This window comes from Lysobacter sp. H21R4, assembly GCF_015277535.1.
Lineage (GTDB): Bacteria > Pseudomonadota > Gammaproteobacteria > Xanthomonadales > Xanthomonadaceae > Novilysobacter > Novilysobacter ciconiae.
Genome location: NZ_CP063772.1, coordinates 363613 through 389164, shown reverse-complemented (window position 1 = coordinate 389164; position 25552 = coordinate 363613). Strand labels below are relative to the sequence as shown.

General features: G+C 68.1%; 24 protein-coding genes, 1 tRNA gene and 1 riboswitch. Of the genes, 13 read left to right on the top strand and 12 right to left on the bottom strand.

From position 1 onward, the window contains the following. Positions 1-156: 156 nt before the first annotated feature. The 9 genes from INQ40_RS01700 to pnuC all read left to right on the top strand — a co-directional run bounded on the left by INQ40_RS01700 (position 157) and on the right by pnuC (position 10171). Positions 157-2937, top strand: coding sequence for a monovalent cation/H+ antiporter subunit A (locus INQ40_RS01700; protein WP_255524304.1), 2781 nt, complete (start codon positions 157-159; stop codon positions 2935-2937). Continuing rightward, a complete protein-coding gene (locus INQ40_RS01695; RefSeq protein WP_194341282.1) occupies positions 2937-3314 on the top strand; it encodes a Na+/H+ antiporter subunit C in 378 nt (125 codons plus the stop codon). Before INQ40_RS01700 ends, INQ40_RS01695 begins: the two co-directional genes overlap by 1 nt. Continuing rightward, positions 3311-4879 carry a monovalent cation/H+ antiporter subunit D gene (locus INQ40_RS01690; RefSeq protein WP_194341280.1) on the top strand — a complete coding sequence of 523 codons (1569 nt, stop codon included), beginning with the start codon at positions 3311-3313 and terminating at the stop codon, positions 4877-4879. The genes INQ40_RS01695 and INQ40_RS01690 overlap by 4 nt, the downstream gene beginning before the upstream one ends. Then, complete coding sequence (locus tag INQ40_RS01685) at positions 4876-5367, top strand: Na+/H+ antiporter subunit E (RefSeq protein WP_194341278.1); 492 nt, start codon at positions 4876-4878, stop codon at positions 5365-5367. The genes INQ40_RS01690 and INQ40_RS01685 overlap by 4 nt, the downstream gene beginning before the upstream one ends. A 14-nt stretch (positions 5368-5381) precedes the next feature. Next, complete coding sequence (locus tag INQ40_RS01680; protein ID WP_043958376.1) at positions 5382-5663, top strand: K+/H+ antiporter subunit F; 282 nt, start codon at positions 5382-5384, stop codon at positions 5661-5663. An 8-nt stretch (positions 5664-5671) separates the two neighbouring features. After that, a complete protein-coding gene (locus INQ40_RS01675; protein WP_194342360.1) occupies positions 5672-6046 on the top strand; it encodes a Na+/H+ antiporter subunit G in 375 nt (124 codons plus the stop codon). 29 nt (positions 6047-6075) lie between these two features. Next, positions 6076-7212, top strand: a complete 1137-nt coding sequence (locus tag INQ40_RS01670; RefSeq protein ID WP_194341276.1) for a phosphotransferase — start codon at positions 6076-6078, stop codon at positions 7210-7212. Between the two features lie 39 nt (positions 7213-7251). Next, positions 7252-7345: riboswitch (TPP riboswitch) on the top strand. Positions 7346-7412: 67 nt separating this feature from the next. Then, positions 7413-9584 carry a TonB-dependent siderophore receptor gene (locus tag INQ40_RS01665; RefSeq protein WP_194342359.1) on the top strand — a complete coding sequence of 724 codons (2172 nt, stop codon included), beginning with the start codon at positions 7413-7415 and terminating at the stop codon, positions 9582-9584. Then, positions 9581-10171 (top strand): nicotinamide riboside transporter PnuC, encoded by a 591-nt coding sequence (gene pnuC, locus INQ40_RS01660; RefSeq protein WP_194341274.1) that lies wholly within the window; start codon positions 9581-9583, stop codon positions 10169-10171. The genes INQ40_RS01665 and pnuC overlap by 4 nt, the downstream gene beginning before the upstream one ends. A gap of 49 nt (positions 10172-10220) precedes the next feature. Here pnuC and INQ40_RS01655 read toward each other — a convergent pair whose 3' ends face one another. The 3 genes from INQ40_RS01655 to hppD form a co-directional block, all read right to left on the bottom strand. After that, on the bottom strand, positions 10221-10886 hold the full coding sequence (locus INQ40_RS01655; protein ID WP_228482081.1) for a lectin: 666 nt from the start codon (positions 10884-10886) through the stop codon (positions 10221-10223). Between the two features lie 103 nt (positions 10887-10989). Continuing rightward, positions 10990-12273, bottom strand: coding sequence for a homogentisate 1,2-dioxygenase (hmgA, locus tag INQ40_RS01650; RefSeq protein ID WP_194342357.1), 1284 nt, complete (start codon positions 12271-12273; stop codon positions 10990-10992). 121 nt (positions 12274-12394) lie between these two features. Next, the gene (gene hppD / locus INQ40_RS01645) at positions 12395-13486 is read right to left on the bottom strand and encodes a 4-hydroxyphenylpyruvate dioxygenase (RefSeq protein WP_194341272.1); all 1092 of its coding nucleotides are present in this window, start codon (positions 13484-13486) and stop codon (positions 12395-12397) included. A 98-nt stretch (positions 13487-13584) separates the two neighbouring features. On the opposite strand from hppD, the gene INQ40_RS01640 reads away from it, so the two are divergent. Further along, positions 13585-14127, top strand: coding sequence for a MarR family winged helix-turn-helix transcriptional regulator (locus INQ40_RS01640; protein ID WP_194341270.1), 543 nt, complete (start codon positions 13585-13587; stop codon positions 14125-14127). Positions 14128-14223: 96 nt separating this feature from the next. On the opposite strand, the gene INQ40_RS01635 is transcribed toward INQ40_RS01640, so the two are convergent. Beyond that, positions 14224-15855, bottom strand: a complete 1632-nt coding sequence (locus INQ40_RS01635; RefSeq protein ID WP_194341268.1) for an oligopeptide:H+ symporter — start codon at positions 15853-15855, stop codon at positions 14224-14226. A gap of 175 nt (positions 15856-16030) precedes the next feature. Further along, positions 16031-16888, bottom strand: a complete 858-nt coding sequence (locus INQ40_RS01630; RefSeq protein WP_194341266.1) for a tryptophan 2,3-dioxygenase family protein — start codon at positions 16886-16888, stop codon at positions 16031-16033. Positions 16889-17022: 134 nt separating this feature from the next. Between INQ40_RS01630 and pdhA the strand changes: the two genes are divergently transcribed. From pdhA to INQ40_RS01615, 3 genes are all read left to right on the top strand, one after another. After that, the gene (pdhA, locus tag INQ40_RS01625; RefSeq protein ID WP_193985655.1) at positions 17023-18096 is read left to right on the top strand and encodes a pyruvate dehydrogenase (acetyl-transferring) E1 component subunit alpha; all 1074 of its coding nucleotides are present in this window, start codon (positions 17023-17025) and stop codon (positions 18094-18096) included. After that, positions 18093-19094, top strand: coding sequence for an alpha-ketoacid dehydrogenase subunit beta (locus INQ40_RS01620; RefSeq protein WP_194341264.1), 1002 nt, complete (start codon positions 18093-18095; stop codon positions 19092-19094). The genes pdhA and INQ40_RS01620 overlap by 4 nt, the downstream gene beginning before the upstream one ends. 84 nt (positions 19095-19178) lie before the next feature. Next, positions 19179-20588: a dihydrolipoamide acetyltransferase family protein gene (locus INQ40_RS01615; RefSeq protein ID WP_194341261.1), complete on the top strand. Its 1410-nt coding sequence runs from the start codon at positions 19179-19181 to the stop codon at positions 20586-20588. 134 nt (positions 20589-20722) lie between these two features. Here the strand turns inward: INQ40_RS01615 and INQ40_RS01610 are convergent, their stop codons facing one another. From INQ40_RS01610 to INQ40_RS01580, 7 genes are all read right to left on the bottom strand, one after another. Continuing rightward, positions 20723-22063, bottom strand: coding sequence for a tryptophan--tRNA ligase (locus tag INQ40_RS01610; RefSeq protein ID WP_194341259.1), 1341 nt, complete (start codon positions 22061-22063; stop codon positions 20723-20725). Positions 22064-22252: 189 nt separating this feature from the next. Continuing rightward, entirely contained in the window at positions 22253-22453 is a 201-nt protein-coding gene (locus INQ40_RS01605; protein ID WP_193985648.1) for a CsbD family protein, read from the bottom strand. Positions 22454-22681: 228 nt separating this feature from the next. Next, positions 22682-22834, bottom strand: coding sequence for an entericidin A/B family lipoprotein (locus INQ40_RS01600; protein WP_043959166.1), 153 nt, complete (start codon positions 22832-22834; stop codon positions 22682-22684). A 157-nt stretch (positions 22835-22991) separates the two neighbouring features. Further along, positions 22992-23915, bottom strand: a complete 924-nt coding sequence (gene rocF, locus INQ40_RS01595; protein ID WP_194341256.1) for an arginase — start codon at positions 23913-23915, stop codon at positions 22992-22994. Between the two features lie 16 nt (positions 23916-23931). Further along, positions 23932-24007: transfer RNA gene (locus tag INQ40_RS01590), tRNA-Thr, on the bottom strand. A 12-nt stretch (positions 24008-24019) separates the two neighbouring features. Further along, the gene (locus INQ40_RS01585) at positions 24020-24760 is read right to left on the bottom strand and encodes an SPOR domain-containing protein (protein ID WP_194341254.1); all 741 of its coding nucleotides are present in this window, start codon (positions 24758-24760) and stop codon (positions 24020-24022) included. Between the two features lie 37 nt (positions 24761-24797). After that, on the bottom strand, positions 24798-25550 hold the full coding sequence (locus tag INQ40_RS01580) for a type III pantothenate kinase (protein ID WP_194342356.1): 753 nt from the start codon (positions 25548-25550) through the stop codon (positions 24798-24800). Between the last annotated feature and the right edge of the window lie 2 nt (positions 25551-25552).

Below are 25552 nucleotides of genomic sequence, written 5' to 3'. Positions count from 1 at the left end.
CCGTGAATCGGCAAGGGTGCGGCCGCAATGGCTCGGTTAGAATCGGGCACCCCCGCCAAAAGCCCCATCGCGGCCGGCGCGTCATCCCCCGATGCCACAGGACTTCCATTGCTGCCATTAGTGCTAGCCCTGCCGTTCGTTTTCGCCGCTCTGGTGATGATTCCCGCTGAAGGAAATCGCCGCTTGCTGGCCTGGATGGCGGGGATCGCTCCACTGGCCGGCATGGCGGCGATGCTGGTCCTCGCACCGCAGCTGGTCTCCGGGGACGTCATCCGCTGGAGCGTGCCGTGGATCCCCCAGCTGGGGCTGGCGTTCTCGTTGCGCCTGGACGGGCTGGCGTGGATGTTCGCCTCGATGGTGCTGGGCATCGGCGGCCTGGTGGTGATGTATTCGCACTACTACCTGGGCCGGCAGGAAAAGGCCCAGCGCTTCTTCGCCTTCCTGCTGCTGTTCATGGGCTCGATGCTGGGCATGGTCCTGGCCGGCAACCTGCTGCTGCTGGCGGTGTTCTGGGAGCTGACCTCGATCAGTTCGTTCCTGCTGATCGGCTTCTGGTCGCAGCGCCAGGACGCGCGCGAGGGCGCTCGCATGGCGCTGACGATCACCGCCGGCGGCGGCCTGGCGCTGCTGGCCGGCGTGATCATGATCGGCCACATGGTCGGCAGCTACGAGCTGGACGTGGTGCTGGCTGCTGGCGACCTCATCCGGGCCCACGCGCTGTACCCGTGGATGCTGGGACTGGTCCTGCTGGGCGTGTTCACCAAGAGCGCGCAGTTCCCGTTCCAGTTCTGGCTGCCGCACGCGATGGCCGCGCCGACGCCGGTGTCGGCCTACCTGCATTCGGCGACGATGGTGAAGGCGGGCGTGTTCCTGCTGGTGCGGCTGCATCCGGTGCTGGCCGGCACCGACCTGTTCTTCTACGTGGTCAGCGGCATCGGCGCGATCACCCTCCTGCTGGGGGCCTGGAACGCGATCTTCCAGCACGACCTGAAGGGCCTGCTGGCCTACTCGACGATCTCCCACCTGGGCCTGATCACCCTGCTGTTCGGGCTGTCGACGCCGTTCGCGGTGGTCGCCGGCCTGTTCCACATCCTCAACCACGCGACCTTCAAGGCCTCGCTGTTCATGGCCGCCGGCATCATCGACCACGAGACCGGCACCCGCGACATGCGCCTGCTGGGCAACCTGCGCCGCTACCTGCCGTGGACCAGCGCGCTGGCGATCATCGCCTCGCTGGCCATGGCCGGCATCCCGCTGCTCAACGGCTTCCTGTCCAAGGAGATGTTTTTCGCCCAGGCGCTGGAGATCAAGGGCCATGACCTGGCGCGGATCGGCATCGGCGTGTCCGCGTTCCTGTTCGCCGTGTTTGGCGTGGCCTACAGCCTGCGCTTCGTCCACGAGACGTTTTTCGGCGAGGGCCCGCGCGGGGTGTCGCTGCCGATCAGCGAGCCGCCGCGCTTCATGCAGGTGCCGGTCGCGATCCTCGCCATCACCTGCATCGCGGTGGGCATCGTGCCGCAGTGGACGGTTGCGCCGATGCTCGCCGCGGCGGCCTACGGCGTTTTGGGCGCCAATGTGCCCGAGTACAGCCTGGCGGTGTGGCACGGTTTCAACCTGCCACTGGCGATGAGCCTGGGCGGCGTGGTCGGTGGCGTGATCCTGTATTTCGGCCTGCGCCGGCTGCTCGACCTGCATGCCAACGTCAAGCGCTCGCTCGGCCGGCGGTTGTTCCGGATCAACGTCGAAGCGCTGTTCCGCCTTGCCCGGCGCCTGACCCACGTGGTGGCCAACGACAGCGTGCAGCGCAGCATGCTGGCGCTGGTGCTGGTGGCGATCGCGGTGGGCGCGGCGCCGTTCGTGGCTGGCTGGGGCGAGCCATCGCCGGCGGTGGCGCGTGTCTCGCAGTCCATGCCGCTGATGGCCTGGGTGCTGTGGATCGTGATGGTGGGTTCCACACTGGGCGCGGTCGCGCTGCACCGGACGCGGCTGCTGGCACTGATCGCGATGGGTGGCGTCGGACTGTCGATCAGCATGACCTTCGTCGCGCTGTCCGCGCCCGACCTGGCCCTGACCCAGCTGCTGGTCGAAATCGTCACCCTGGCGCTGATGCTGCTGGGCCTGAACTACCTGCCCAAGGATTCGCCCAAGGGCCGATCGCACGGGCGGCGAATGCGTGACGCGGCGATCGCGATCACCGCCGGTGGCGGCGTCGCGGCCCTGGCCTGGACGATGATGACGCGGCCCGCGAACACGGTTGCCAGTGAACTGCTTGCCCGTTCGCTGCCCGAGGCGTTCGGGGCCAACGTGGTCAACGTGATCCTGGTGGACTTCCGCGGCTTCGACACCTTCGGCGAGATCACCGTCTACGCGATCGCCGCGCTGGTGGTGCACGCCATGCTGCGCCGCGCGCGCACCGCCCCGGAGAAGAAGATGCCCGGACCGCCGATCCCGCTGCCGGTGCCGGCCGACCTGGCGCAGATCATCTTCCCGCTGACCCTGGTGGTCTCGATCTTCCTGTTCCTGCGCGGCCACAACGCGCCCGGCGGCGGCTTCATCGCCGGCCTGACGCTGGCCGTCCCGCTGCTGGTCCAGTACGTGATCCAGGGGGCGAAATCGGTGGAGTCGCGCTTTGGTTTCGACTACATCCGCCTGATCGGCGCCGGCCTCACGGTCGCGGTGGTCAGCGGCGCGGCCTCGATGCTGTTCGGGGTGCCGTTCCTGACCAGTGGCCACCACGACCTGGTACTGCCGTTGCTGGGCACGATTGGCCTGGCGAGCGCGGCGGCGTTCGACGTCGGCGTCTATCTGGTCGTGTTCGGCGGCACGATGCTGATGCTCTCGATGATGGGCACCATCAAGCCGTCCAAGAAGATGGTCGCCCGTCGCGGCACCATCGACCCGTCGGCCCGTTCGGCCGTCACCGGGGAGGTCGCGTGATGGAGATCGCCATTGCCAGCGCCATCGGCATCCTGGTCGCCGCGGCGGTGTACCTGATGCTGCGCTCGCGCAGTTTCGACCTGATCCTCGGCCTGACCCTGCTCACCTACGCAACCAACCTGCTGATCTTCTCCGGAGGCCGGCCGGTGGTCGGCAAGCCGCCGGTGCTGCGCGAGGGCTTGCCGGCAACGCTGGCCAACTACACCGACCCGCTGCCGCAGGCCCTGGTGCTGACCGCCATCGTGATCGCGTTCGCGATGACCGCGGTGACGATCGTGCTGGCGATGCGCAGCCGCGCCGACAACGACACCGACCACGTCGACGGCCGCGAAGAACGTGTGCCCACGCCGCCGTTGGCGAAGAAGGACCGCACGTGAACCACCTGGCAGTCCTTCCGATCCTGCTGCCACTGCTGGGTGCGGCGGCTTCGCTGTTCGTCGAGCACCGGCGCATCGGCACCACGGTGCAGCGCTCGGTGGCGTGGGTGTCGATGCTGGCCACCCTCGCCGCGTCGCTGGCCCTGGTGATGCGCGCCGCAGACGGTGAGATCCTCATCTACCTGCTCGGCGACTGGCCCGCGCGGCTGGGCATCGTGCTGATGGTGGACCGGCTATCGGCGCTGATGGTGCTGGTGACCGCGCTGCTGGCCGTCGCCTGCCTGCTGCACGCGTGCTCGGGCTGGGATCGGCGCGCGCCGCATTTCCATGCGCTGTTCCAGTTCCAGCTGGTCGGCCTGAACGGTGCGTTTTTGACCGGCGACGTGTTCAACCTGTTCGTGTTCTTCGAGGTCCTGCTGATCGCGTCCTACGGGCTGATGCTCAGCGGCGGGCGCGGCGTGCGGATGGCCGCCGGCATGCACTACGTCGCCTTCAACGTCGCCGCATCGACCCTGTTCCTGATCGGGCTGGGCCTGCTGTACGGCCTGCTGGGTACGCTCAACATGGCCGAGCTGGCGGTGCGCATCGCCGCCCTGCCGGCGCACGACCAGTCCCTGGCGAAGGCCGCGGTCGGCATCCTGCTGGCGGTGTTCTGCGGCAAGGCCGCCGTGCTGCCGCTGTACCTGTGGCTGCCGGAAACCTACACCCGGGCGCCCGCCGCGGTCGCGGCCCTGTTCGTGGTGATGACCAAGGTCGGCATCTACGCGGTGCTGCGGGTGGGTTCACTGCTGCTGGGCGAGCCGGCCGGCGAGCTGGCCGGCTACGGTTGGGACTGGCTGCTGCCGGCAGCCGTTGCGACGCTGGCCATGGCCGCGCTGGGAGTGCTGGCCGCCTCGCGACTGCGGATGCTGGCGGCCTACCTGGTGCTGGTGTCGGCCGCGACCCTGCTGATCGCCTTCGGCCTGCGCCAGCCCGACACCATCGGCGCCGGACTCTACTATCTTGCCCACAGCACCTTCGTGGCGGCGGCGTTGTTCATGATCGCCGACTTCGTCCGCCGCGCCCGTGGCGACGCGAGCGACTTCACCGAACTGCTGGCGCCCCTGCCCGCGCGCGGACTGGTCGCCGGACTGTTCCTGGTCGCGGCGATGTCGGTGGCCGGCATCCCGCCGCTGTCGGGCTTCATCGGCAAGCTCGCGCTGTTGCAGGCCGTCCCCAACGCCGACGTGGGCTGGGTCTGGACCGTGATCCTGGTCAGCAGCCTGATGGTGATCGTCGGCCTGACCCGCGCCGGCAGCCGGGTGTTCTGGCGCACTCCGGCCAAGGAACTGGCCGCCGGGCACGTGACCGATCCGGCCGCCAGCACCGTGCACGGCCCTTCGCGGCATGCCTCCAGGCCGCTGGAGACGGCGGCTATCATTTTGCTGCTCGGCTACGGTATTGCGATGAGCCTCTACGCCGCGCCGATGATCGCCTACGCGCAGGATGCCGGTGCCCAGCTGATGGTCCCGGGCGACTACGTCGGCAAGCTGCAGGCCACCCCGCCGCAACGGAGGGCGCCATGAATTTCCGCCGCGTGCTGCCTTCGCTGCCGCTGACCGTCACCGTCATCGTCTTCTGGATGATCATGGTCGCCGACCTGAGCCTGGTGCAGTGGCTGTTCGCGATCGTGCTGGGCGTGGTGATCCCGCTGTTTGCGGCGCGGCTGGACCGCGAGTTCGCCCGCATCGGCAACGTGCGTCTGGTGCCGAAGATGATCGGCGTGCTGATCTGGGACGTGATCGTGAGCAACGTCGAGGTTGCGCGGCTGGTGCTGGGGCGCGAGTCCAACATCACCCCGGGCTTCATCTGGCTGCCGCTGGAAATCGCCAACATCCACGGCATCGCCGCCCTCACCAGTTTCATCACCCTGACCCCGGGGACCGTGTCGGCGGCGCTGTCGGAGGACCGCAAGTACCTGCTCATCCACGTGCTGAACCTCAAGGATGCGGACGAGGTGATCGCGGGGATCAAGCGTCGTTACGAGGTCCCGCTGATGGAGATTTTCCCATGAGCCACATCCACATCATGGGCACCAGCGTGCTGGACGCCGCCGTGCTCGGGTCCATGGCCGTCGTCGGCATCGCGATGCTGATGGCGCTGTGGCGCCTGCTGCGCGGGCCGACGGTGCCGGATCGCATCCTCGCCCTGGACACGCTCAGCGTGACCGCCATCGCGCAGCTGGTGCTGTTCGGCATGCACCTGCAGACCCCGGTCTATTTCGAGGCCGCGCTGATCATCGCGATGCTGGGCTTTGTCAGCACCGTGGTCCTGTGCAAGTACGTGCTGCGCCGGGACATCGTGGAATGAGCACCACGATCGACATCATTTTCGAAGTGCTGCTGATCGCCCTGCTGGCGACGGGCAGCTTCTTCACCCTGATCGGCGCGTTCAGCCTGATCCGGCTGTCGGAGTTCTTCAAACGCCTGCACGGGCCGACCAAGGCCAGCACGCTCGGCGTGGGCTGCATGCTGGTGGCGTCGGTCGGCTATCACGCCTTCAGCGGCACCGACCCGCAACCGCGCGAGTTGCTGATCACCGCCTTCCTGCTGCTCACCGCGCCGATCAGCGCGCACCTGCTGGCCAAGGCGGGCCTGTCACTGCGTCTGGATGAACGTCCGCGACTGCCGGGCGGCGACGAGGACACTCATGTGCCGCCGCGCCCTGACGGCGCGCCCGACGAGACCCACTGAGCGACCGTGCGCGCCGCGAGCTGCCGCCGATGAGCCCGCTGGAGCACCGCGTCCAGGGTTTCCACAACGATAAGGTGCCCGCCGATTGGCCCGCCATCAGCGATGCCGAAATCGCGTGGCTGCGCGGTTGCTTCCCGCAACTGGAAGGCGACGCCCGCGTGTCGTGGCACAGTCCGCGCCCGTTATCGGCGGCGGCCATAGTGCAGACAGGCTCCGGGCCGGTTTTCCTCAAGCGCCATCACCGCAGCGTGCGCACCGCGGCATGCCTGATGGAGGAGCACCGCTTCATCGCCCACCTTGCCGGGGCCGGGGTGCCGGTGGTGCGCGTCTTGCACGATCGCGATGGCGTCAGTGCGCTCGAACAGGGCGACTGGACCTGGGAACTGCACGCGGTGGGCGAGGGGATCGACCTGTACCGGGATGCCCCCTCATGGACGCCCCTGGTCGACCTGGACCAGGCACGCGACGCCGGGCGGATGCTGGCGATGCTGCACCGGGCATCGGCCGATTACCGCGCACCACAACGCAGCACCCACCTGCTGGTGGCCCGCGACGACCTGATCCGCTCCTCCGATCCGATCGCGATGCTCGAACGCGACCTCGCCGAGCGCCCGGCGCTGGCGGCCTACCTGCAGCGCCAATCCTGGCATCGCGACCTGCGCCAGAGCGTGCTGCCCTGGCACGCCGGCATGGCCGAACGCCTGCAGGCCGAGCCGCGGCTGTGGGCCCACAACGACTGGCACGCGTCCAACCTGCTCTGGCGCCACGAAGGCGGCCGCATGGTGGTGGACACCGTGTTCGACTTCGGCCTGGCCTCCCCGACCAGCGCATTGTTCGACCTCGCCACCGCCATCGAGCGCAACGCGATCGCTTGGCTGTCGCTGGAGCAGGGCGCGCAGGCGGTGCACGCCGGGACGGCGCTTGCCCTGCTCGACGGCTACCGCGAAGTGCTGCCGCTGCCGGCGCCGCGGGTGCACCTGCTGGCCGACCTGCTGCCGCTGGTGCACGTCGATTTTGCGTTGTCGGAAGTGGAGTATTTCCACGGCGTCACCGGCTCGAGCGCCAACGCCGACGCGGCCTACCACGGTTTCCTGCTCGGTCACGCACAGTGGTTAGCCAGCCGCGACGGGCGCGCCCTGCTCGATGCCCTGCACGCCGCCGCCTGACCGGCGGCGGGCCATCCGGTGGCGGCTGTGGTCTAATACGCGCTGAAGCGGGGGTGCCTGGACGACAGGCTGAGAGAGTCCCTTGGAACCTGATCCGGTTTGCACCGGCGTAGGGAGCTTTGAGCAGCAGGCACACCGCCTTCGTGGCCCGGTGGGCCTGTGCGCCTTCGCTTCGTCTCCCTTGGCTGATGACGAATCGAATGAACCGCTACTACCCCATCTCCCTGTTGAGCGCCGCCCTGTGCGCAGCGTTCCCCCTGTACGCGCAGGATGCCGCGGAAGACGCGAGCGATCCCTCCCCGACCGAACTCGCCACGGTACGCGTCGTGGCGGAGAAATCGGCCCCGCAGGCGGTCCAGTCCAGCAGCTTTGGCGCTGGCGACTGGAAGGACACCCCGGCGTCGGCCCGGGTGCTGGACCGTGAACTGCTCGACAGGCGCCAGGTCCGCACGCTGTCCGAACTGGCCCGCAACGACGCGTCGATGGGCGACAGCTACGCCCCGGTCGGCTACTACCAGAATGTTGCGATCCGCGGGTTTGCGCTGGATACCGGCACCGGCTACCGCTTCAATGGCCTGGCCATCGCCGGTGAGCAACGCCTTGCCCTGGAAAACATCCAGCGCGTGGAGATCCTCAAGGGCGCGGCGGGACTGGCGGCCGGCGTCATGGCGCCCGGCGGCATCATCAACTACGTCGGCAAACGGCCCGCCGAGGTCCGCACGCTGACCCTTGGCACGGACGAGGAAGGGTCGCGCTATGCCGCCGTGGATGTCGGCCACTGGCTGACGCCGCGGCTGGGCGTGCGCGTCAATGCGGCCTGGGACGACAGCGCCTCCTATATCGAGCACGCCGATGGCCGGCGCAACTTCTATTCGCTGGCCGCCGACTGGCTGATCGGCGAGCGCAGCAAGCTGGAGGTCGATGCCAACTACCAGACCAGCACGCAGCGCTCCGCCTCCGGCTACCAGCTGCTGGGCGGGGTGGCGCTGCCCGGCAGGGTCGACCGCACCCACATGCTCGGCTACCAGGCGTGGCAGCAGCCGGTCGGGATCGACAGCACCAACATCACCGTGCAGCACACCTACGATCTCAGCCCGGAGTGGCAGTCACGCGTGGCCGCCAGCCACAGCCGGACGGTGATCGACGACAGCGTCGCCTTTGCCTACGGCTGTTACTACGCTCCGCAGTGCGCCGACGGCAGCGTGCCCGGCAATGCGTTTGCGCCCAACGGCGACTACGACATCTACGACTACCGCAGCCCGGACGACACCCGTCGCAACCGCGAGCTGCGTGCCGAGCTCAGGGGCCGGTTCGCCACCGGCGCCATCGGCCATGAACTGACCGTCGGAGTCGACGCGTTCGATCGCACCGTGGACAGGCACCGCAACGTCAACGCCTACGTCGGCACGGGCAACATCCACGACGCGCAGGTCCCGCAGTTCCTGCCCTCCGAGCTGATGCCCGGTCCTCTGGTGCGACGCCTGGACAGCCGGCAGACGGCGGCCTTCGCGCTGGACCGCATCAGCTTCGGCGATGACTGGCAGTGGCTGGCCGGCGGCCGCTACGTGCGCCTGGACGAGCGCAGCTACAGCAAGCGCGGCGCGCCGGAGCGCAACGACACGCTGTCGCGCTTCCTGCCACAGACCGCACTGATCTGGAATGCCACCGCCCACACCAGCGCGTACGCCAGCTACGTGGCCGGACTGTCGCTCGGCGGGGAAGCCCCGTTCTGGACCTCCAATGACGGGGCCTTCCTGCCGTCGGTGCTGTCGCGCCAGGTCGAAGTGGGCGCCAAGTTCGCAGCCTCGGACGCGCTGAGCGTCGGCGCTGCCCTGTTCCGCATCACCCGACCGTTCCAGTACGCCATGCCCGACGGCAGCGACGCGGGGTTTACGTTCGTCGAGGCGGGCCGGCAGATTCATACCGGACTGGAGCTGACCGCCGACGGGCAGCTCAGCGAACGTCTGCAGGTGTCCGCCAGTGCCGCGGTACTGCAGGCCCGGGCGCGCGACACCGGCACCGCGGCCTACCAGGGCCATCAACTCATCAACGTGCCAAAGACGCGCGCCAGCGTGCATGCCGATTACCAGTTGCCGTTCGCTCCCGGCCTGAGTGTCGCCGGCGGTTGGCGCTACGCCTCGGCCAACGTGGCCACCGCCGACGGCCGCACGCGCGCGCCGGCCTACAGCGTCGTCGACGCCGGACTGCGTTTCCAGCACCGGATGGCCGACCGCGCCGTCAGCTGGAACCTCTCGGTGGACAACGTCTTCAATCGCTTCTACTGGCGTGACACCGGCAGCAGCTCGGGCGATTACTACCTGTTCCCCGGCGCCCCGCGTCAGCTGCGGCTGTCGGTGACCTTCGCCCTATGAGCGCGAGCGTGCTGGAGTGGTCGGCGGTCGCCTTCAGCATCCTGGGCGTCTGGCTGATGGCGCAGCGGCGGATGCTGGCCTGGCCGGTGGGCGTGATCTCGGTCGTGCTGTACGCGCTGGTGTTCGCCGGCGCCCGGCTCTACTCCGATGCGCTGCTGCAGATCGCGTTCGCCGGTTTCCTGTTGTACGGCTGGTGGCATTGGCACCACCAGGCGCAACCCGATGGTCGGATCATCATCGCGTCGCTGGCTCGCCCGCACGCCATCCGCGACCTCGGCCTGGGCGTCGCCTTCGGCATCGCCCTGGGCGCGGCGATGCACCACTTCACCGACGCCGCCCTGCCGTGGCTGGACGCGATGCTGGCGGCGCTCAGCCTGGTCGCGCAGTGGTGGCAGGCGCGCCGCCACGCCGCTGCGTGGTGGCTGTGGATTGCCGTGGACGTCGTCTACGTGGGCATGTACGTGATCAAGTCGCTCAACGTTACCGCCGCGCTGTATCTGGTGTTTGTCGCGCTGGCGGTGAACGGCCTGCGCGCGTGGACGGCGGCCGGGAGGGCGGCCGGCGATCCGGGTCGCGCTGGAGGATGACGCCGCGCCGGCGCCAGCCTTCGGCGCGCAGCGTGGTGTGGTGCCTCCTTCAGCTGCAGCCTTCGACGTAGTCGACCTGCGGCGGCAGGCCGACCCGCCATTCGGTAACGGTCCCGCCGCCGTCGGTCTCGAAGATCAGGACGTGCGGACCGCCCTCTTCAGTGATGCGCAGATAGTGGCCGTCGGGGACGTATTTGTGCCCCGTCGAGGTCACCCGACCGGGATACAGCGCCTTGATCCGCGCGGTGTCCATGCCGCGCTTGCCGCCGCCCGGGGCGACGAGGTCCTCGGCGCTCACCGAGTAGCGCACGAAGGTTCCGTCCTCGAACATCATCGCGAAGCGTGAAATATCGCTCTGGCCGGCCGGGCTGAGGTGGTAGCACTGCGAGCCGTCCGCCGGTGTGCCGACGAGCTCTCCGGGCCAGACCAGTTTCACCTGCTCGTCGTCCATGCCGAACTGGGCCTCGCCGAATCCGTCCCAGTGCGCCTGGCCGTCCGTCGCCGCGCCCTGTCCGGGCATCGCGCTGCCCGGCGGCGCGGTTGCCGGAGGCACATCCTCGTAGGGCTGGTCGATCGCACCGGGGTCGGCTGCATCGGTGCTGGTGCTGTCGCCGGCAACGCCACCGGCTGCAGCGCCGGGCGAAGGCGCGTTGCACCCCGTCAGCGCAAGAACGAGCGCCAGTGACACGGCGTTTGACCATCGATAGACACGCATTCCATTCTCCCGTCGGCAATGCCGGGGAGGCTAGCGCGTCGATGTGAACGCGGCGAGAGGTCCGCGCCGCACCCAACCGCAGGCACGCACCCATTTCGGCAGCCTAGCCGGTGAAGTGCTTCTCCAGACCCGCCCAGCACGCCTGGTAATCGCGCTGCCGATGCCTGGCTGCCAGCGCCTGTGTCGTCGGCCGGATCACCGCGCGCGTCTCGAACATGAAGGCCATCGTTCCGCTGATGACGTCCGGCGTGGAAAGGTCCGCCTCGGAGGCCTTGTCGAACGTCGCCGCGTCCGGCCCGTGCCCCGTCATCGAGTTGTGCAGCGAACTGCCGCCGGGCACGAAGCCCTCGGCCTTGGCGTCGTACGCGCCGTGGATCAGGCCCATGTACTCGCTGGCGATGTTTCGATGGAACCACGGCGGCCGGAACGTGTCCTGGGCCACCAGCCAGCGCGGCGGGAAGATCGCAAAATCGATGTTGCTGGTGCCCGGCGTGTCGCTCGGCGAGTGCAGCACGAGGAAGATGCTCGGATCCGGGTGGTCGTAGCTGATCGTGCCGATCGTGTTGAAGCGGCGCAGGTCGTATTTGCATGGAGCGTAGTTGCCGTGCCAGCCGACCACGTCCAGCGGCGAATGGCCGATGTCGGCGCGCCACAGATGGCCCTGGAACTTGCCAACCAGCTCGAACGGCTTGTCCTTTGGCGCATCGATGTCTTCGAAGGCGGCCTCGGGGATCAGGAAGTCGCGCGCATTCGCCAGGCCGTTGCTGCCGATCGGGCCCAGATCGGGCAGCCGGAACATCGCGCCGAAGTTCTCGCACACGTAGCCGCGGGCGGTGTCGTCCACCAGCTCGACCCGGAAACGCACGCCACGCGGGATCAGCGCAATCTCCTGCGGCTCGACCTCCAGCACGCCCAGCTCGGTGGCGATGCGCAGGCGACCGAGCTGGGGAACGATCAGCAGCTCGCCGTCGGCGTTGTAGAAAAAGCGGTCCTGCATCGACCGGTTCGCCGCGTACAGGTGGATACCGATGCCGGCCTGCGCCTCGGCCGAGCCGTTGCCGGCCATGGTGAACAGGCCATCGACGAAGTCGGTGGGTGCTTCGGGCATCGGCAGCGGGTCCCAGCGCAGCTGGTCGGGGGTGACCGGGCCGGACTGGAAGTCGTTGTGGAAACGCGGCTGCTCGAACGGTGAGAACGCCCCGTGCATCGCCGCCGGGCGGATCCGGTACAGCCAGCTGCGCCGGTTGGCATGCCGAGGCGCGGTGAACGCCGTGCCGGTCAGCTGCTCGGCGTAGAGCCCGTGGGCGACCTTCTGCGGCGAGTTGCGCCCCTCCGGCAGCGTGCCGGGCAGCGCCTGCGTGGCGAACTCGTTGCCGAAGCCGCTCATGTATCCGTTTCCGTGCACGCTCCGCTCCTCACCTGATGTGACGACGACGCACCGCGCCGCCTTAGATGCCGAACCGCGACCGGCGCAACGCCGGCCACGGGAAACCGCTACCGCCTCGTGATCAGAGCACGCCGCGCTTCATCTGGTCGCGCTCGATGCTCTCGAACAGCGCCTGGAAGTTGCCTTCGCCGAAGCCTTCATTGCCCTTGCGCTGGATGATCTCGAAGAAGATCGGTCCGATCGCATTGGTGGTGAAGATCTGCAGCAGCTTGCGCTGCTTGGTCTCCGGATCGGCGTCGATCAGGATCTTGTTGCGGGCCAGGCGCGCGACGTCCTCGCCGTGGTTGGGGATGCGCTGGTCGATCACCTCAAAGTAGGCATCCGGCGTGTCAAGGAACTCGACGCCAGCCTCGCGCATCTTCTCCACCGTCCCATAGATGTCGTCGGTGAAGCAGGCGATGTGCTGGATGCCCTCGCCCTTGTACGCGTCCAGGTACTCGTTGATCTGGCTCTTGGGGTCGTTGGACTCGTTCAGCGGGATGCGCACGATGCCGTCCGGCGCGGTCATCGCCTTCGACACCAGGCCGGTCTTGGCGCCCTTGATGTCGAAGTAGCGGATCTCGCGGAAGTTGAACAGCTTCTCGTAGTACTCCGACCACTTGGCCATGTTGCCGAAGTACAGGTTGTGGGTCAGGTGGTCGATGAAGGTCAGCCCGAACCCGACCGGGTTCTGGTCCGCACCCTGCACCGGCAGGAAGTCGGTGTAGGCGCTGCCCTTCGCACCGTACTGGTCGACCAGGTACAGCATGCAATCACCGATCCCCTTGATCACCGGCGCATCGATCGCCTTGGTGTCGGCCTTGTCGGTGATCGCCTCACCGCCGTTGCCCAGCACCGTGGCATACACGTGGTCGGCGGGCTGCTTGAAGCGGATCGCAAACCCGGTGGCGCTGGGGCCGTGCGCCTTGGCGAAGTCGGCGGCGAAGCTGTCGGGATCGTCATTCACCAGCAGGTTGACGCCACCCTGGCGGTACAGGGTGATCGGTCGGGTCTTGTGCTGCATCACGGCGGTGAAGCCGAGCTTGCGGAAGTAGTCGTGCAGCATCTCGCCCTGGCCCTGCGGCGCGGCGAACTCGACGAACTCGAAGCCGTCGATACCCAGCGGGTTTTCAAACGTGGTGACCTGCATGCCGAGGTTGGGCTGTGCGCTCATGGGAACTCCTGGGGGACGGGCGGCTGGGCGGGATTGCACCTGCGCCGGATAACAGCGTTATAGTTTCATATGAAACCATATGCAAGGTGCGATGCAGCATGAACAGCGAGCGTCCCGGACCCGCGCAGCTCGAACTGGAGCGCTTTCTCCCCTATCGCCTGTCGGTGTTGTCCAACCGGCTCAGCGCCGCGATTGCGCGGCTCTACGCCGAGCGCTTCTCGCTGGGGATGACCGAATGGCGGGTGATGGCGGTGCTGGGTCGCTACCCGGACCTGTCCGCCAGCGAGGTTACCGGCCGCACCGCCATGGACAAGGTCGCCGTCAGCCGCGCGGTCGCCCGCCTGATCGATGCCGAGTGGCTGCAGCGCAGTCCCCACGCCGACGACCGCCGACGCTCCGTGCTGCGCCTGAGCGAGGCCGGGCACGCGGTGTATGACGAAGTCGCGCCGATGGCGCTGGCGTTCGAGCAGCGGCTGTTCGGCGACATCGGCCCGGCCCAGCTGGACCGGCTGTTCGCGCTGCTGGACCGCTTGGACGCCCTCAACATCGAAGCCGAGGCTGAGGCTGAGTCCGAGCCCGATGCGGACGCGGACGCGGACGCGGAACCGGCGTCCGACCGGGCGTCCGGCGCCGCGAAGTAGCACCGCCCCAACGCAGGACGGCGACCCGAAGGCCGCCGTCCTGACTGCCCGGTCCGCCATCGTTGCCGACGGCCCGGGCTGCTTGCACGTGGCGCCTTACTTCTGCTCGCGCTCGGGATGGGTACCCGCTGCTGCAGGCTCGCCGATTTCGTTCTGGCCCGCCAGCGCGTAGTCCACGCCGTTGCTGTCCACGCCCTCGTGCATCAGGCGCCGGACCAGCGGCGAGATCACGATCACCGCCACACCCACGCCGATCGCGACCCAGCCAATGGTGGCGTACACCGACAGCACCGGCGCGGCGTCGGTGAGGCCCTCCTCGCCCCCGCCTCCGGTCGCGCTGGCAATCAGCCCGGCGATGAAGTTGCCCGCCGCACTGGACAGGAACCACGTACCCATCATCAGGCTCAGCATGCTCGCAGGCGCCAGCTTGGTCATCGCCGATAGTCCCACCGGCGACAGGCACAGCTCACCCATCGTGTGCAGCAGGTAGATCAGGAAGATGAAGATCACCGGGGTCATGTTGTCCGTCCCGACCGCCGCGGCGCCGGCGACCAGCACCAGGAAACCACCGCCCAGCTGGACCAGGCCGAGGCCGAACTTGGCCGGCGTAGACGGTTCCAGGCCGCGCCGCGCCAGCCAGGTCCACAGCCAGGCAAAGATCGGCGCCAGGGTGATGATGTAGATCGAGTTGATCGACTGGAACATGCCCGCAGGCACCGTCCAGCCGAACAGCACGCGATCGACATGGCGGTCGGTGAACACGTTCAGCGACGAACCCGCCTGCTCGAACAGCGCCCAGAACAGCGGCTGCAGGCCGATCAGGAACATCGCCGCCAGGATGCGGTCACGCGCGATCTTGTCCAGCTTGGCCACGACGTTGTAGAGCAGCCAGATGACCACCACCGCGCCGGTCGCGCCCAGCAGGCCACCGACCACCGACTGGTACTGGACCAGGAACCACACCAGCACCACGCCGCCCAGCGACGCCAGGTAGATCGCCCACTCATTGGACAGGCCAACCGCGCTGCGGCGCTTGAGCATCGCGGCGTCAGGCGCTTCGCCGTTGCCTTTCAGGTACGGCCGGCCGAGCACGAACACCAGCAGTCCCAGCAGCATGCCGACGCCGGCTGCGCCGAAGCCCCAGCTCCAGCCCCAGTCCGGGCTCATGCCCAGGTAGCTGACCAGCAGCGAGCCCAGCGCCGCACCCAGGTTGATGCCCATGTAGAAAATCGTGAACGCCGGATCGCGCCGCGCATCACCTTGGCGGTACAGCTGCCCCACCAGCACCGAGATGTTGGCCTTCAGGAAGCCCACGCCCATGATGATGAACGCCAGCGCCAGCCAGAAAATGTCGATGTGCAGCGACGACTGGATCTGCTCGGCGCTGATCCCCGACGCCGGACCGGGGCCTTCGTAGGCCATCAGGCCATGGCCGATCACCAGCAGGATCGCGCCGAACTGGACCGCCTTGCGTTGCCCCAGCCAGCGATCGGCGATGTAGCCGCCCACCACCGGCGTGATGTACACCAGCGCGGTGTAGGCGCCATAGATGACGTAGGCCTTCTCTTCGGCGAACAGCCAGTGCTGCAGCAGGTAGAAGATCAGGATCGCGCGCATGCCGTAGTAGGAGAAGCGCTCCCACATCTCGGCGAAGAACAGGACGAACAGACCGCGCGGATGGCCGAGGAAGGTCTTTTCCTCGATGTTGGAACCTGGATGGCTGGCCACTGCTGTTGCTTCTCCCCGGGAAGTGGTCGACGCCGTGACGGCCGCCTGTCTGGAAATGCCCTACCGCTGCGCGGCAGTCAGTACGGGCGGATCGGTCCGACAGGTCGCCGGACGAAGCGACTAGGTTTAACCACGGCGTGCGGGCGCGTCAACCGCGGTGATGGCTGAATGGGGGTTACCCCATGCCGATCCGGGTCCGCACCTCGAACAGCTCCGGGAAGAAGGTCAGGTCCAGCGCCTTCTTCAGGAAGTCCACGCCGGACGAGCCGCCGGTGCCGCGCTTGAAGCCGATGATCCGCATCACCGTGCGCATGTGGCGGAAACGCCACAGCTGGAACTGGCTCTCCAGATCGACCAGGTCCTCGCACAGGTGGTAGGCCTGCCAGTGGTCGCTGGACTCCTCGTAGATCCGCTCCAGCACCGGCAGCAAGGCCGGATCTGATACGTGGCTGCGGGTCCAGTCCCGCTCCAGCAGGTGGGCGGGCACGTCATGGCCGTGGCGGGCCAGATAGCGCAGCGCCTCGTCGTACAGGCTCGGACCCTCCAGTGCGGCGCGCAGCGTGGCCTCGGCGGCCGGGTCGTGGGCGAAGACCTGCAGCATGCCGGCGTTCTTGTTGCCCAGCAGGAACTCCATCTCGCGGTACTGCAGCGACTGGAAGCCCGAGGACGGGCCGAGCGTGTCGCGGAATTTCATGTAGTCCGCCGGCGTCAGCGTTTCCAGCACCGACCACATCTCGGTCAACTGGCGCAGCACCTGCTTGCAGCGGGCGAAGCCCTTCTGGCAGGCGCCCAGGTCGTCGGCGCGCAGATGCACGATCGCCGCCTTCAGCTCGTGGATGATCAGCTTCAACCACAGCTCGGACACCTGGTGCTGGACGATGAACAGCATCTCGTCGTGCTCGGGCGGATCGGACACCGGCTGCTGCGCATCCAGGAGACGGTCGAGGCGCAGGTAGCCGCCATAGCTCATCCGTCCGGCCAGGTCGGTGTGGATGCCGGTTTCCAGCGCGCGCTCGTTGGTGTCCGAAGTCATGGCCGCTCCTCAGCTAACTCCCAAGCCTAACCGATCAAAACGCCGCCGCGACGGCTTTTGCGGCAGCGCGCAACGGTCTTTCGACGCCGGACCGGTATCATGGGCAACTTTCGTGGGCTCCTGGGAATCAAGCAATGAAGGTTGCTGCGACATTTGAAATCAAGTACATGCAATACCTTGGCGAGGACGGCAAGCCGGTCGGCGAACTGCCCGAGGCGTTCCGCGATCCCAAGACACTGGTGCCGCTGTTCAAGCAGATGCTGTTCGTGCGGACCTTCGACAGCAAGGCGATCAAGCTGCAGCGCACGGGCAAGCTGGGCACGTATGCCGCCAGCCTGGGCCATGAGGCGACCCACGTCGGCATCGGCGCCTCGATGCGGCCCGAGGACGTGTTCGCCCCCAGCTACCGCGAGTACGGCGCGCAGTTCATGCGCGGGGTGAAACCGCGCGACGTGCTGCTCTACTGGGGCGGCGACGAGCGTGGCAACGACTTCGCCGACGCGCCGCACGACTACCCCTGGTGCGTGCCGATCTCGACCCAGTGCCTGATGGCGGCCGGCGCGGCGCTGTCGTTCAAATTGCGCAAGCAGCCTCGAATTGCCGTCGCCTGCTGTGGCGATGGCGGCTCGTCGAAGACCGATTTCTACGCCGCACTGAACTCCGCCGGCGCGTTCACATCGCCGCTGGTGCTGTGCGTGATCAACAACGGCTGGGCGATCTCCGTGCCGCGCCACGCCCAGACCGGTGCCGAGACGCTCGCCCAGAAGGGCCTGGCGGGCGGCCTGCACTGCCTGCAGGTGGACGGCAACGACCTGATCGCGGTTCTGGAGGCGATGCGCCTGGCCACCGAGCGTGCGCGCAACGGCGAAGGCGGCAGCGTGATCGAGTTCATGACCTACCGCCTGCACGACCACACCACCGCCGATGACGCCAGCCGCTACCGCGACGAGGCCGAGGTGAAGGACGGCTGGACCCGCGAGCCGATGCTGCGCCTGCGCACCTACCTGACCGACCAGGGCCTGTGGTCGGAGGAGCAGGAGGCGGAGTGGATCGAGGAGTGCGGCCGCCTGGTCGACATCGAGATCAACGCCTATCTGGAAACCCCGGTGCAGCCGGTCGAGGCGATGTTCGACTACCTCTACGCCGATCCGCCACCGGACCTGCTGGAACAGCGCCAACAAGCCATCGACCGGGAGGGCCGGGCATGAGCACCACCACCAATGCACCCGCCGCAATTACCCTGATCGAGGCGCTGACCCAGGCGATGGCCTACGAATTGCGCGCCGATGACAGCGTGGTCGTGCTGGGCGAGGACGTCGGCGTCAACGGCGGCGTGTTCCGCGCCACCGCCGGCCTGCACGCGCAGTTCGGTTCCGACCGCGTCATCGATACGCCGCTGGATGAGACCACCATCGCCGGCCTGACCGTGGGCATGGCCAGCCAGGGCATGCGGCCGATCGCCGAGGCCCAGTTCGACGGCTTCATGTACCCGATGGTCGACTTCATCGTCTGCCACGCCGCGCGCATGCGTTACCGCACCCGCGGCCGGCTGACCTGCCCGATGGTGCTGCGCGTGCCCTGGGGCGGCGGCATCCGTGCGCCGGAGCACCACAGCGAGGCCAACGAGGCGATCTTCACCAACGTGCCCGGCCTGCGCGTGGTCATGCCGTCGTCGCCGCAGCGCGCCTACGGCATGCTGCTGGCGGCGATCCGCGAGCCCGACCCGGTGATCTTCTTCGAGCCCAAGCGCATCTACCGCCAGTACAAGGAGGTCGTGCCCGACGACGGCGAGGCCCTGCCGCTGGACGTCTGCTACGTGCTGCGCGACGGCACCGACGTGACCCTGGTGACCTGGGGCGCGCAGGTGAAGGAAGCGCTGGAGGCCGCCGAGAAGCTGGACGCCGAAGGGATCAGCGCCGAGGTCATCGACGTCGCCACCCTGCGACCGCTGGACTTCGCGACGATCGCCGAGTCGGTGTCGCGGACCGGACGCTGCGTGATCGTGCACGAGGCGCCCAAGACCGCCGGCTTCGGCGCCGAGATCGCCGCGCGCCTGGCCGAGGAGTCGATGTACGACCTGGTCGCCCCGGTCGAGCGCGTCACCGGCTACGACACCCACATCCCGCTGTTCCGCCTGGAGATGAAGTACCTGCCCAGCGTTGAACGGGTGGTCGAGGCGGCCCGGCGCGCGATGGCGGCCAGCTGAGCCAACGCGCCAGAATTCCACCGATGCCATGCCGGGCGCTCCGGGCGCCCACGCAGATAGGCCCAAGCACATAGAAGGACTGCCATGAGCAACAAGAACACGTTCTACCTGCCCGACCTGGGCGAGGGCCTGCCGGACGCGACCATCGTGGAATGGTCGGTTAAGGTGGGCGACACGATCCGCCTGGACGAGACGCTGGTGTCGATGGAGACCGCCAAGGCGGTGGTCGAGCTGCCGTCGCCGGTGTCGGGCAAGATCCTCAAGCTGGCCGGTGAGGCCGGCGACGTCGTCAATACCGGCGCGATGCTGGTCGAGTTCGAGGTCGATGCGTCGCTGCCCCAGCGGGCGGCCGGCCAGGACACCGGGCACGGCCACGGACCTCCGGCGCCGGGCAAGGGCGTGGGCAGCGAGGATCCGGGCAGCGACGACAAGGTGGTCGCCTCCGACGACGGCGGCGCGATCAGTGCCGACGGCGAGGCGCCTGCCGAAGGCGCGCCCCGCGCGGACAGCGGCACGGTGGTCGGCGCGATGCAGTCCTCCGATGCGGTGCGCAGCGAGCAGGCCAGCACCGCCGGTGGCGTCAAGGCGATGCCGGCGGTGCGCGCCATGGCCCGCAAGCTGAAGGTCGACCTGAGCCGCGTGGCCGCCACCGGCACCGACGGCGTGGTCACCATGGCCGATGTCAAGAAAGCCGCCGCTGACGGCAGCGCGACCATGGGTGCGGCGCCAGCCCGCCAGTCGCCAGCCGCAGCCCCAGCCCCGGCTGCACACGCGGCCGCCGCCCCCGCTGCCGCGCGCAGCACCCTGTCGCAGGCGGGCAAACCGATGCGCACGCAGCCGCCGGGCGTCGCCGCCAGCGGCCAGCCCGAGCAGCTCAAGGGCGTGCGTCGCAACATGGCCCGCGTGATGGCAGCCGCACACGCGCAGGTCGTGCCGACGACCCTGGTCGATGACGCCGACCTGCATGGCTGGATCGGCAAGCAGGACATCACCGCCCGCCTGATCCGCGCCATCTGCAATGCCTGCAAGGAAGTGCCGGCGCTCAACGCCTGGTTCGACGGCGACAAACTGGTGCGCACGCTGCATCCGCATGTCGACATCGGGATTGCGGTGGACACCGACGATGGCCTGTTCGTGCCCGCCCTGCGCAACGCGGACGTGCTCGATGGCAACGGCATCCGCTCGGCGATCAAGCGCCTGCGCGCACAGGTCGAGGACCGTTCGATCCCGGCCAGCGAGCTGTCGGGCTACACCATCAGCCTGTCCAACTTCGGCATGTTCGCCGGCCGCTATGCCACGCCGGTGGTGGTGCCGCCGACGGTGGCGATTGTCGGCGCCGGCAAGCTGTCGCACGACGTGGTCGCGGTGATCGGTGGCATCGAGGTGCACCGGCGGATGCCGATTTCGCTGACCTTCGACCATCGCGCCGCCACCGGTGGCGAGGCCGCGCGGTTCCTGAAGGCTCTGCTGGACGACCTGGCGCTGCCGAACTGACCGAAGGCTCCGGCCTTTGGCACCGCTGTAACGCAGGAAGCCGGGGCAACCCGGCTTCCTGCTGTGTGCGGAGACGGTTGGGGTCCAACTTCCGCGGGCCGGCGCGGCCGACGCGGCCATCTGCGCATCAGAATCTAGCGCGCGTCCCCAGCCTTCTGCGCCGCCTTGCGCGCATCCTCCGCAGCCAGAGCGGCCAAAGCACCGCGCACCTCGTCGGCAACAACGCCTTCGCCCAGCGTGAGTGCGGGATCGGCGGGCGCGTAACCGTCGCGGCGCAGGACCGCGATGAGCTGGCCGGCATCGCGCGGCGAATCGAAACCGCCGCTCTGCAGCAACACGCGCTCGTCGGTCATCAGCTTGAAGTAGAACCGCCCGTCGCCCTCGCGGTACTGCTTGAACACCGGCAGAGACGGTTTGCCGGGCTCTGCCGTGGACGGGGACCCACCCGCGGGAACCTGCGACAGCGGACGCAGGCCAACCGCCTCGCGCAGTCCGGCCAGGCGCGGTGCGGCCAGCGTGTCGCGCAGGCGCGCAGCGCCATCCCGCAGGATCGCCTCGATCTCTTCGGGCCGGGCCATCAGCGACTCGTACTTCTCGCGCAGCGGCGCGATCTCCGCGTCGATGCGCTCAAACAGGGCCTCTTTCGCCTCGCCCCACGCAATGCCGTCGGCAAACGCCTGCCGCATGGATGCGGTTTCGCCTGCATCGGCAAACGCCTGGTAGAGCTGGAAGACGTTGGAGGCGTCCGCGTCCTTGGCCTGACCGGGCGCCAGCGAGTCGGTCACGATCGAATAGATCAGCTTCTTCAGCTCCGGACTCGGGCAGAACAGCGGGATGGTGTTGTCGTAGCTCTTGCTCATCTTGCGGCCGTCCAGGCCCGGCAAGGTGGCCACCTGCTCCTCGATCACCGCTTCGGGCAGCACGAAGTGCTCGCCGGCGCCGCCATACAAATGGTTGAAGCGCTGGGCGAAATCGCGCGCCATCTCGATGTGCTGGATCTGGTCGCGTCCCACCGGCACCTTGTGCGCATTGAACAGCAGGATGTCGGCCGCCATCAGCACCGGGTACATGAACAGCCCGGCGGAAATGCCCGCGTCATCGTCCTCTCCTGCCTCGCGGTTCTTGTCGACCGAAGCCTTGTAGGCGTGCGCGCGGTTGAGCACGCCCTTGCCGGCGACGCAGGTCAGCAGCCAGTTCAGCTCCGCTATTTCGGGCACATCGGACTGGCGGTAGAACCAGACCTGCTCCGGCGCCAAGCCGCAGGCCAGCCACGTCGCGGCGATTTCCAGGGTGGATCGCTGCACGCGCGCCGGGTCCTGGACCTTGATGAGGGCGTGGTAGTCGGCGAGGAAATAGAACGCCTCCACGTCCGCGCGCAGGCTGCTGGCAACCGCGGGCCGGATCGCGCCGACGTAGTTGCCTAGATGCGGAGTGCCGGAGGTGGTGATGCCGGTAAGGACGCGGGTCTGCTGCATGGTGCACGGTGGGTCTGGTGGCGGGCCAGTGTACCCGGCCGATCCGATTGCACACGCGGGTAAGGCGTCGGGGCGGGGTGCGCACATGAAAACGGGCCGGTTTCCCGGCCCGTCGTAATGCGACTCTCGATGTATGCGCTGCAGTGCGACCGGCGACGCCAATGCGTCGAGGTCAGCGCCGCTGCGGTATCAGTCGAGCGTGCGACCGAAGTTCGACACTTCTTCCTCGGCGCGCTCGCGGGTCCAGCCGTACTGCTCCTGCAACTTGCCCGCCAGATACTCCGAGTTGCCCTCGGCAACATCGAACACGTCGTCGGTCAGGTCGCCCCATTTGGCCTTCGCCTTGCCCTTCACCTGGGTCCACTTGCCGGCAATGATGTCCTTGTTCATGGTGTCTAACCTCGTTTATCTGTGGGGAAATGCGGTTCGTTAACCACGCAGCCACGATCGCACGGTGCATGTTCACGGCAGGTCATCGCTGCGTCACGGCTGACTTCATCAACCTGAACAATCCTTGGGTTCGGGCTTGAACGCGGGCAACAAAAAACCGGGTTGCCCCGGTCTTTTGTTGTTCCTGTTACCTGCGATCCGCGCAATGGCGGCTCGGGTGACTGCCTGTCAGCAGCGGCCGTCCTTGCAGTCCTCGGCCTTCTTCTCGACCTTCTCACCGGCCTTCTGCACGTCCTGGCCGGCTCCGGCCATGGTGTTGCACGCAGTCAGCATTCCCAGCGAAAACATCGACACCATCATCAGGGCAATAACACGCTTCATCGCTTTCTCCTTTTTGCCGCGTCGGACCACGATGGCCACAACACCTCGGTGGTATGGATCCGGTCGCCATGAATGCGACCTTGGCGACATCATCGCGTGACTGGATGTGAAGTCAGCGTAGACCGCGGCGGCTGGTCGGGAAAACCGCGGGTCCCGTTCAGGCGCGCATCAGCGTGGACTTGCCGAACAGGCTCTCCACCAGATCGACCGCCACCAGCGCCGTCATGTTGTCGCGGTCGAGGATGGGATTGAGCTCCATGATGTCCAGTGACGCCATGCGCCCGCTGTCGGCGATCATCTCCATCACCAGTTGCGCCTCGCGGTAGTTCGGCCCGCCCGGCACGGTGGTGCCAACGCCCGGGGCGACGCTGGGGTCGAGGAAGTCGACGTCGAAGCTGACGTGCAGGTGGGTGTCATCGTCCATTCCGGCCAACGCCTCCTCCATGACCTGCTTCATCCCGACCTCGTCGATGTAGCGCATGTCGTAGACGTCCAGTCCGTACTCCTTGACCAGACGCTTCTCGCCCTCATCCACCGAGCGGATGCCGACCTGGCGCACGGCCGAGGGGTCCATCGCCGGTGCATTGCCGCCCAGATGGGTCAACTGGCGGGGCCCCAGGCCACACAGGCAGGCCACGGGCATGCCGTGGATATTGCCCGACGGGGTGACCTCACTGGTGTTGAAGTCCGCGTGCGCGTCCAGCCAGAGCAGGCGCAGCTTCTTGCCCGTCTCCCGGCAGTGACGCGCGACGGCGGTGACGGAGCCGATGCCCAGGCAATGGTCGCCGCCGAGCAGGACCGGCATGCGGCCTGCAGCCAGCTCGGCATACACCGCCTCCATCGCCAGCCGGTTCCACTCGGTGACCTCGTCGATGTGGCGGTAGCCCTCGACCGGCCCGATCCACGGATTGCGCGGTCCGTCCAGGTTGCCGCGATCCACGACGTCCACGCCGCGCGCCTGCAGGGCCTCGCCAAGACCGGCGATCCGCAGCGCTTCCGGCCCCAGGCGTCCGCCCTGGTGACCGGCGCCCACGTCGGTGGGCGCGCCAATAAGGGATGCGGGGGGATAGCTGCGCTTCATGCGGACCTCCATGCCTTGGTGCCGGCTGTCAGAGTCGAACTGACGACCTACCGCTTACAAGGCGGTTGCTCTACCAACTGAGCTAAGCCGGCGAAACCCCAATTCTAGCGCGCCGCGGGAGTATCCCCCAGTTCTGCGTGCGCAGTCGCCGCGCGCGGCGCCAGATCGTCGCAACTCACTGCTTGGGTGCGCGCGGCGGCCAGTTGCGCGCGGGCCGCTTCGGCGTCGAACGGCGCGTCGGTGGCGATGACCAGCCAATGTTCTTCCGGGCCTGCTCCCACCGGCTCGACGACGGCGTCAAACCCGGCCTTGCGCAGGGTCTCGCCGCGCGCCTGCGCGGCCTGCTCGTTGCGGAACAGGCCCAGCGCAATGGCGTTCGCGTCATCGCCCTCGCGGATGACGTAGTAGTCCTTGAATCCGGTCGCAACGATCCGCTTGGCCACGGCGTCGGCCTCGGCGGCGCTGGACATCGCCGGCAGCAGGACCCGCCAGCTGCGCGGCGCGCGACCGGGTTCCGCGCGGAGCGTGGTCTGGACCACCTGCGCGCCTGGGTCGCTGCCGGCCAGGCCCTCCAAGCGGATGCGCTTGCCCAGCGCGGATGCGATGTCGGCCGTGTCGTAGGGACCGAAACTGGCGCACTGGGCGGGGATGACCGACATCCTCGGCGCCGTGGCCTGCGTTGGTTCGTCCGGCTCGGCGGCGTCTGTCACCAGCTGCAGGCGCTCCACGCCTGGCGGGATGTCGGCCGGCGCGGCGGACGGCGTCGAGCCGGTCGCCAGCGCGCCCCACAGCGCAACGCCCAGGTTGAGCACCAGCAGCAGGATGACCAGGGCGCGTATCAACATGGCGGCGATTGTAGCCGCCCGGTCGCGGCAGTCGGACTCAAGCGGGTTTCTCGATCGCGGCCCATTGCGCAAGACCGTCCAGGACCAGGCGTGGCGACCAGCGCGCCTGCGGCAGCAAGGCGCGCAGCTCCTCGCCGCCCCCGCCGTGCAGATACAGGATTGGCGCGGCGCCCAGGCGCGTCTGGGCATCGGCCAGGCTGCGCTCGATCAGCCCCAGCGCTGCCCCGACACATCCGGAAACCAGTGCATCAGGCGTGTCCACGGCGAAGTCCACGTAGCGGCCGCCGCTGGGCGGCAGCTGTGCCACCTGCTGGTTGAGCGCCTGGCGCATCAGGGTGGGTGAAGGCGCGATGCGCCCGCCGAGGTGTCGTGCCTTAGCGTCGATCAGGTCCAGGGTCAGGGCGGTGCCGATCCCGCACACCAGCACCGGTGTGCCCGGATGGGCGCGCCTGGCATGGTGTTGTGCTGCGATCATCGCCAGAAACCGGTCGACCCCCAGCCGCGCGGGATCGCCGTAGGCGATGCGCAGCTCGCCCCAGCGGCGCTGCGTTCGCGCCAGCGAAATGCGTTGGCAGCGAGCCGCCAGCAGGTCCAGCAGCGCGACCCGCAGACCTTCATCGGCGACGCTGGCCAGATAGGCGACTTCCATCCGCGGCGGCAGCCGCGCCGCCAGCGCGGCGAGGTCGGCAGCGCGGTGCTCGAGCGCAATCGTCTCACCAACGCGGCCGTCGAGGTCCAGCGGAGCGATCTTCAGCCGCGTGTTGCCCAGGTCCATGACCCAACGCTGCAGGC

Excerpts from the sequence above, each read along its gene's own strand:
- INQ40_RS01700 (WP_255524304.1), top strand. The coding sequence starts at position 157 with ATGATTCCCGCTGAAGGAAATCGCCGCTTGCTGGCCTGGATGGCGGGG.
- INQ40_RS01695 (WP_194341282.1), top strand. The coding sequence starts at position 2,937 with ATGGAGATCGCCATTGCCAGCGCCATCGGCATCCTGGTCGCCGCGGCG.
- INQ40_RS01685 (WP_194341278.1), top strand. The coding sequence starts at position 4,876 with ATGAATTTCCGCCGCGTGCTGCCTTCGCTGCCGCTGACCGTCACCGTC.
- INQ40_RS01680 (WP_043958376.1), top strand. The coding sequence starts at position 5,382 with ATGGGCACCAGCGTGCTGGACGCCGCCGTGCTCGGGTCCATGGCCGTC.
- INQ40_RS01670 (WP_194341276.1), top strand. The coding sequence starts at position 6,076 with ATGAGCCCGCTGGAGCACCGCGTCCAGGGTTTCCACAACGATAAGGTG.
- INQ40_RS01665 (WP_194342359.1), top strand. The coding sequence starts at position 7,413 with ATGAACCGCTACTACCCCATCTCCCTGTTGAGCGCCGCCCTGTGCGCA.
- pnuC (WP_194341274.1), top strand. The coding sequence starts at position 9,581 with ATGAGCGCGAGCGTGCTGGAGTGGTCGGCGGTCGCCTTCAGCATCCTG.
- INQ40_RS01655 (WP_228482081.1), bottom strand. The coding sequence starts at position 10,886 with ATGCGTGTCTATCGATGGTCAAACGCCGTGTCACTGGCGCTCGTTCTT.
- hmgA (WP_194342357.1), bottom strand. The coding sequence starts at position 12,273 with ATGAGCGGCTTCGGCAACGAGTTCGCCACGCAGGCGCTGCCCGGCACG.
- hppD (WP_194341272.1), bottom strand. The coding sequence starts at position 13,486 with ATGAGCGCACAGCCCAACCTCGGCATGCAGGTCACCACGTTTGAAAAC.
- INQ40_RS01640 (WP_194341270.1), top strand. The coding sequence starts at position 13,585 with ATGAACAGCGAGCGTCCCGGACCCGCGCAGCTCGAACTGGAGCGCTTT.
- INQ40_RS01630 (WP_194341266.1), bottom strand. The coding sequence starts at position 16,888 with ATGACTTCGGACACCAACGAGCGCGCGCTGGAAACCGGCATCCACACC.
- pdhA (WP_193985655.1), top strand. The coding sequence starts at position 17,023 with ATGAAGGTTGCTGCGACATTTGAAATCAAGTACATGCAATACCTTGGC.
- INQ40_RS01620 (WP_194341264.1), top strand. The coding sequence starts at position 18,093 with ATGAGCACCACCACCAATGCACCCGCCGCAATTACCCTGATCGAGGCG.
- INQ40_RS01615 (WP_194341261.1), top strand. The coding sequence starts at position 19,179 with ATGAGCAACAAGAACACGTTCTACCTGCCCGACCTGGGCGAGGGCCTG.
- INQ40_RS01610 (WP_194341259.1), bottom strand. The coding sequence starts at position 22,063 with ATGCAGCAGACCCGCGTCCTTACCGGCATCACCACCTCCGGCACTCCG.
- INQ40_RS01605 (WP_193985648.1), bottom strand. The coding sequence starts at position 22,453 with ATGAACAAGGACATCATTGCCGGCAAGTGGACCCAGGTGAAGGGCAAG.
- INQ40_RS01600 (WP_043959166.1), bottom strand. The coding sequence starts at position 22,834 with ATGAAGCGTGTTATTGCCCTGATGATGGTGTCGATGTTTTCGCTGGGA.
- rocF (WP_194341256.1), bottom strand. The coding sequence starts at position 23,915 with ATGAAGCGCAGCTATCCCCCCGCATCCCTTATTGGCGCGCCCACCGAC.
- INQ40_RS01585 (WP_194341254.1), bottom strand. The coding sequence starts at position 24,760 with ATGTTGATACGCGCCCTGGTCATCCTGCTGCTGGTGCTCAACCTGGGC.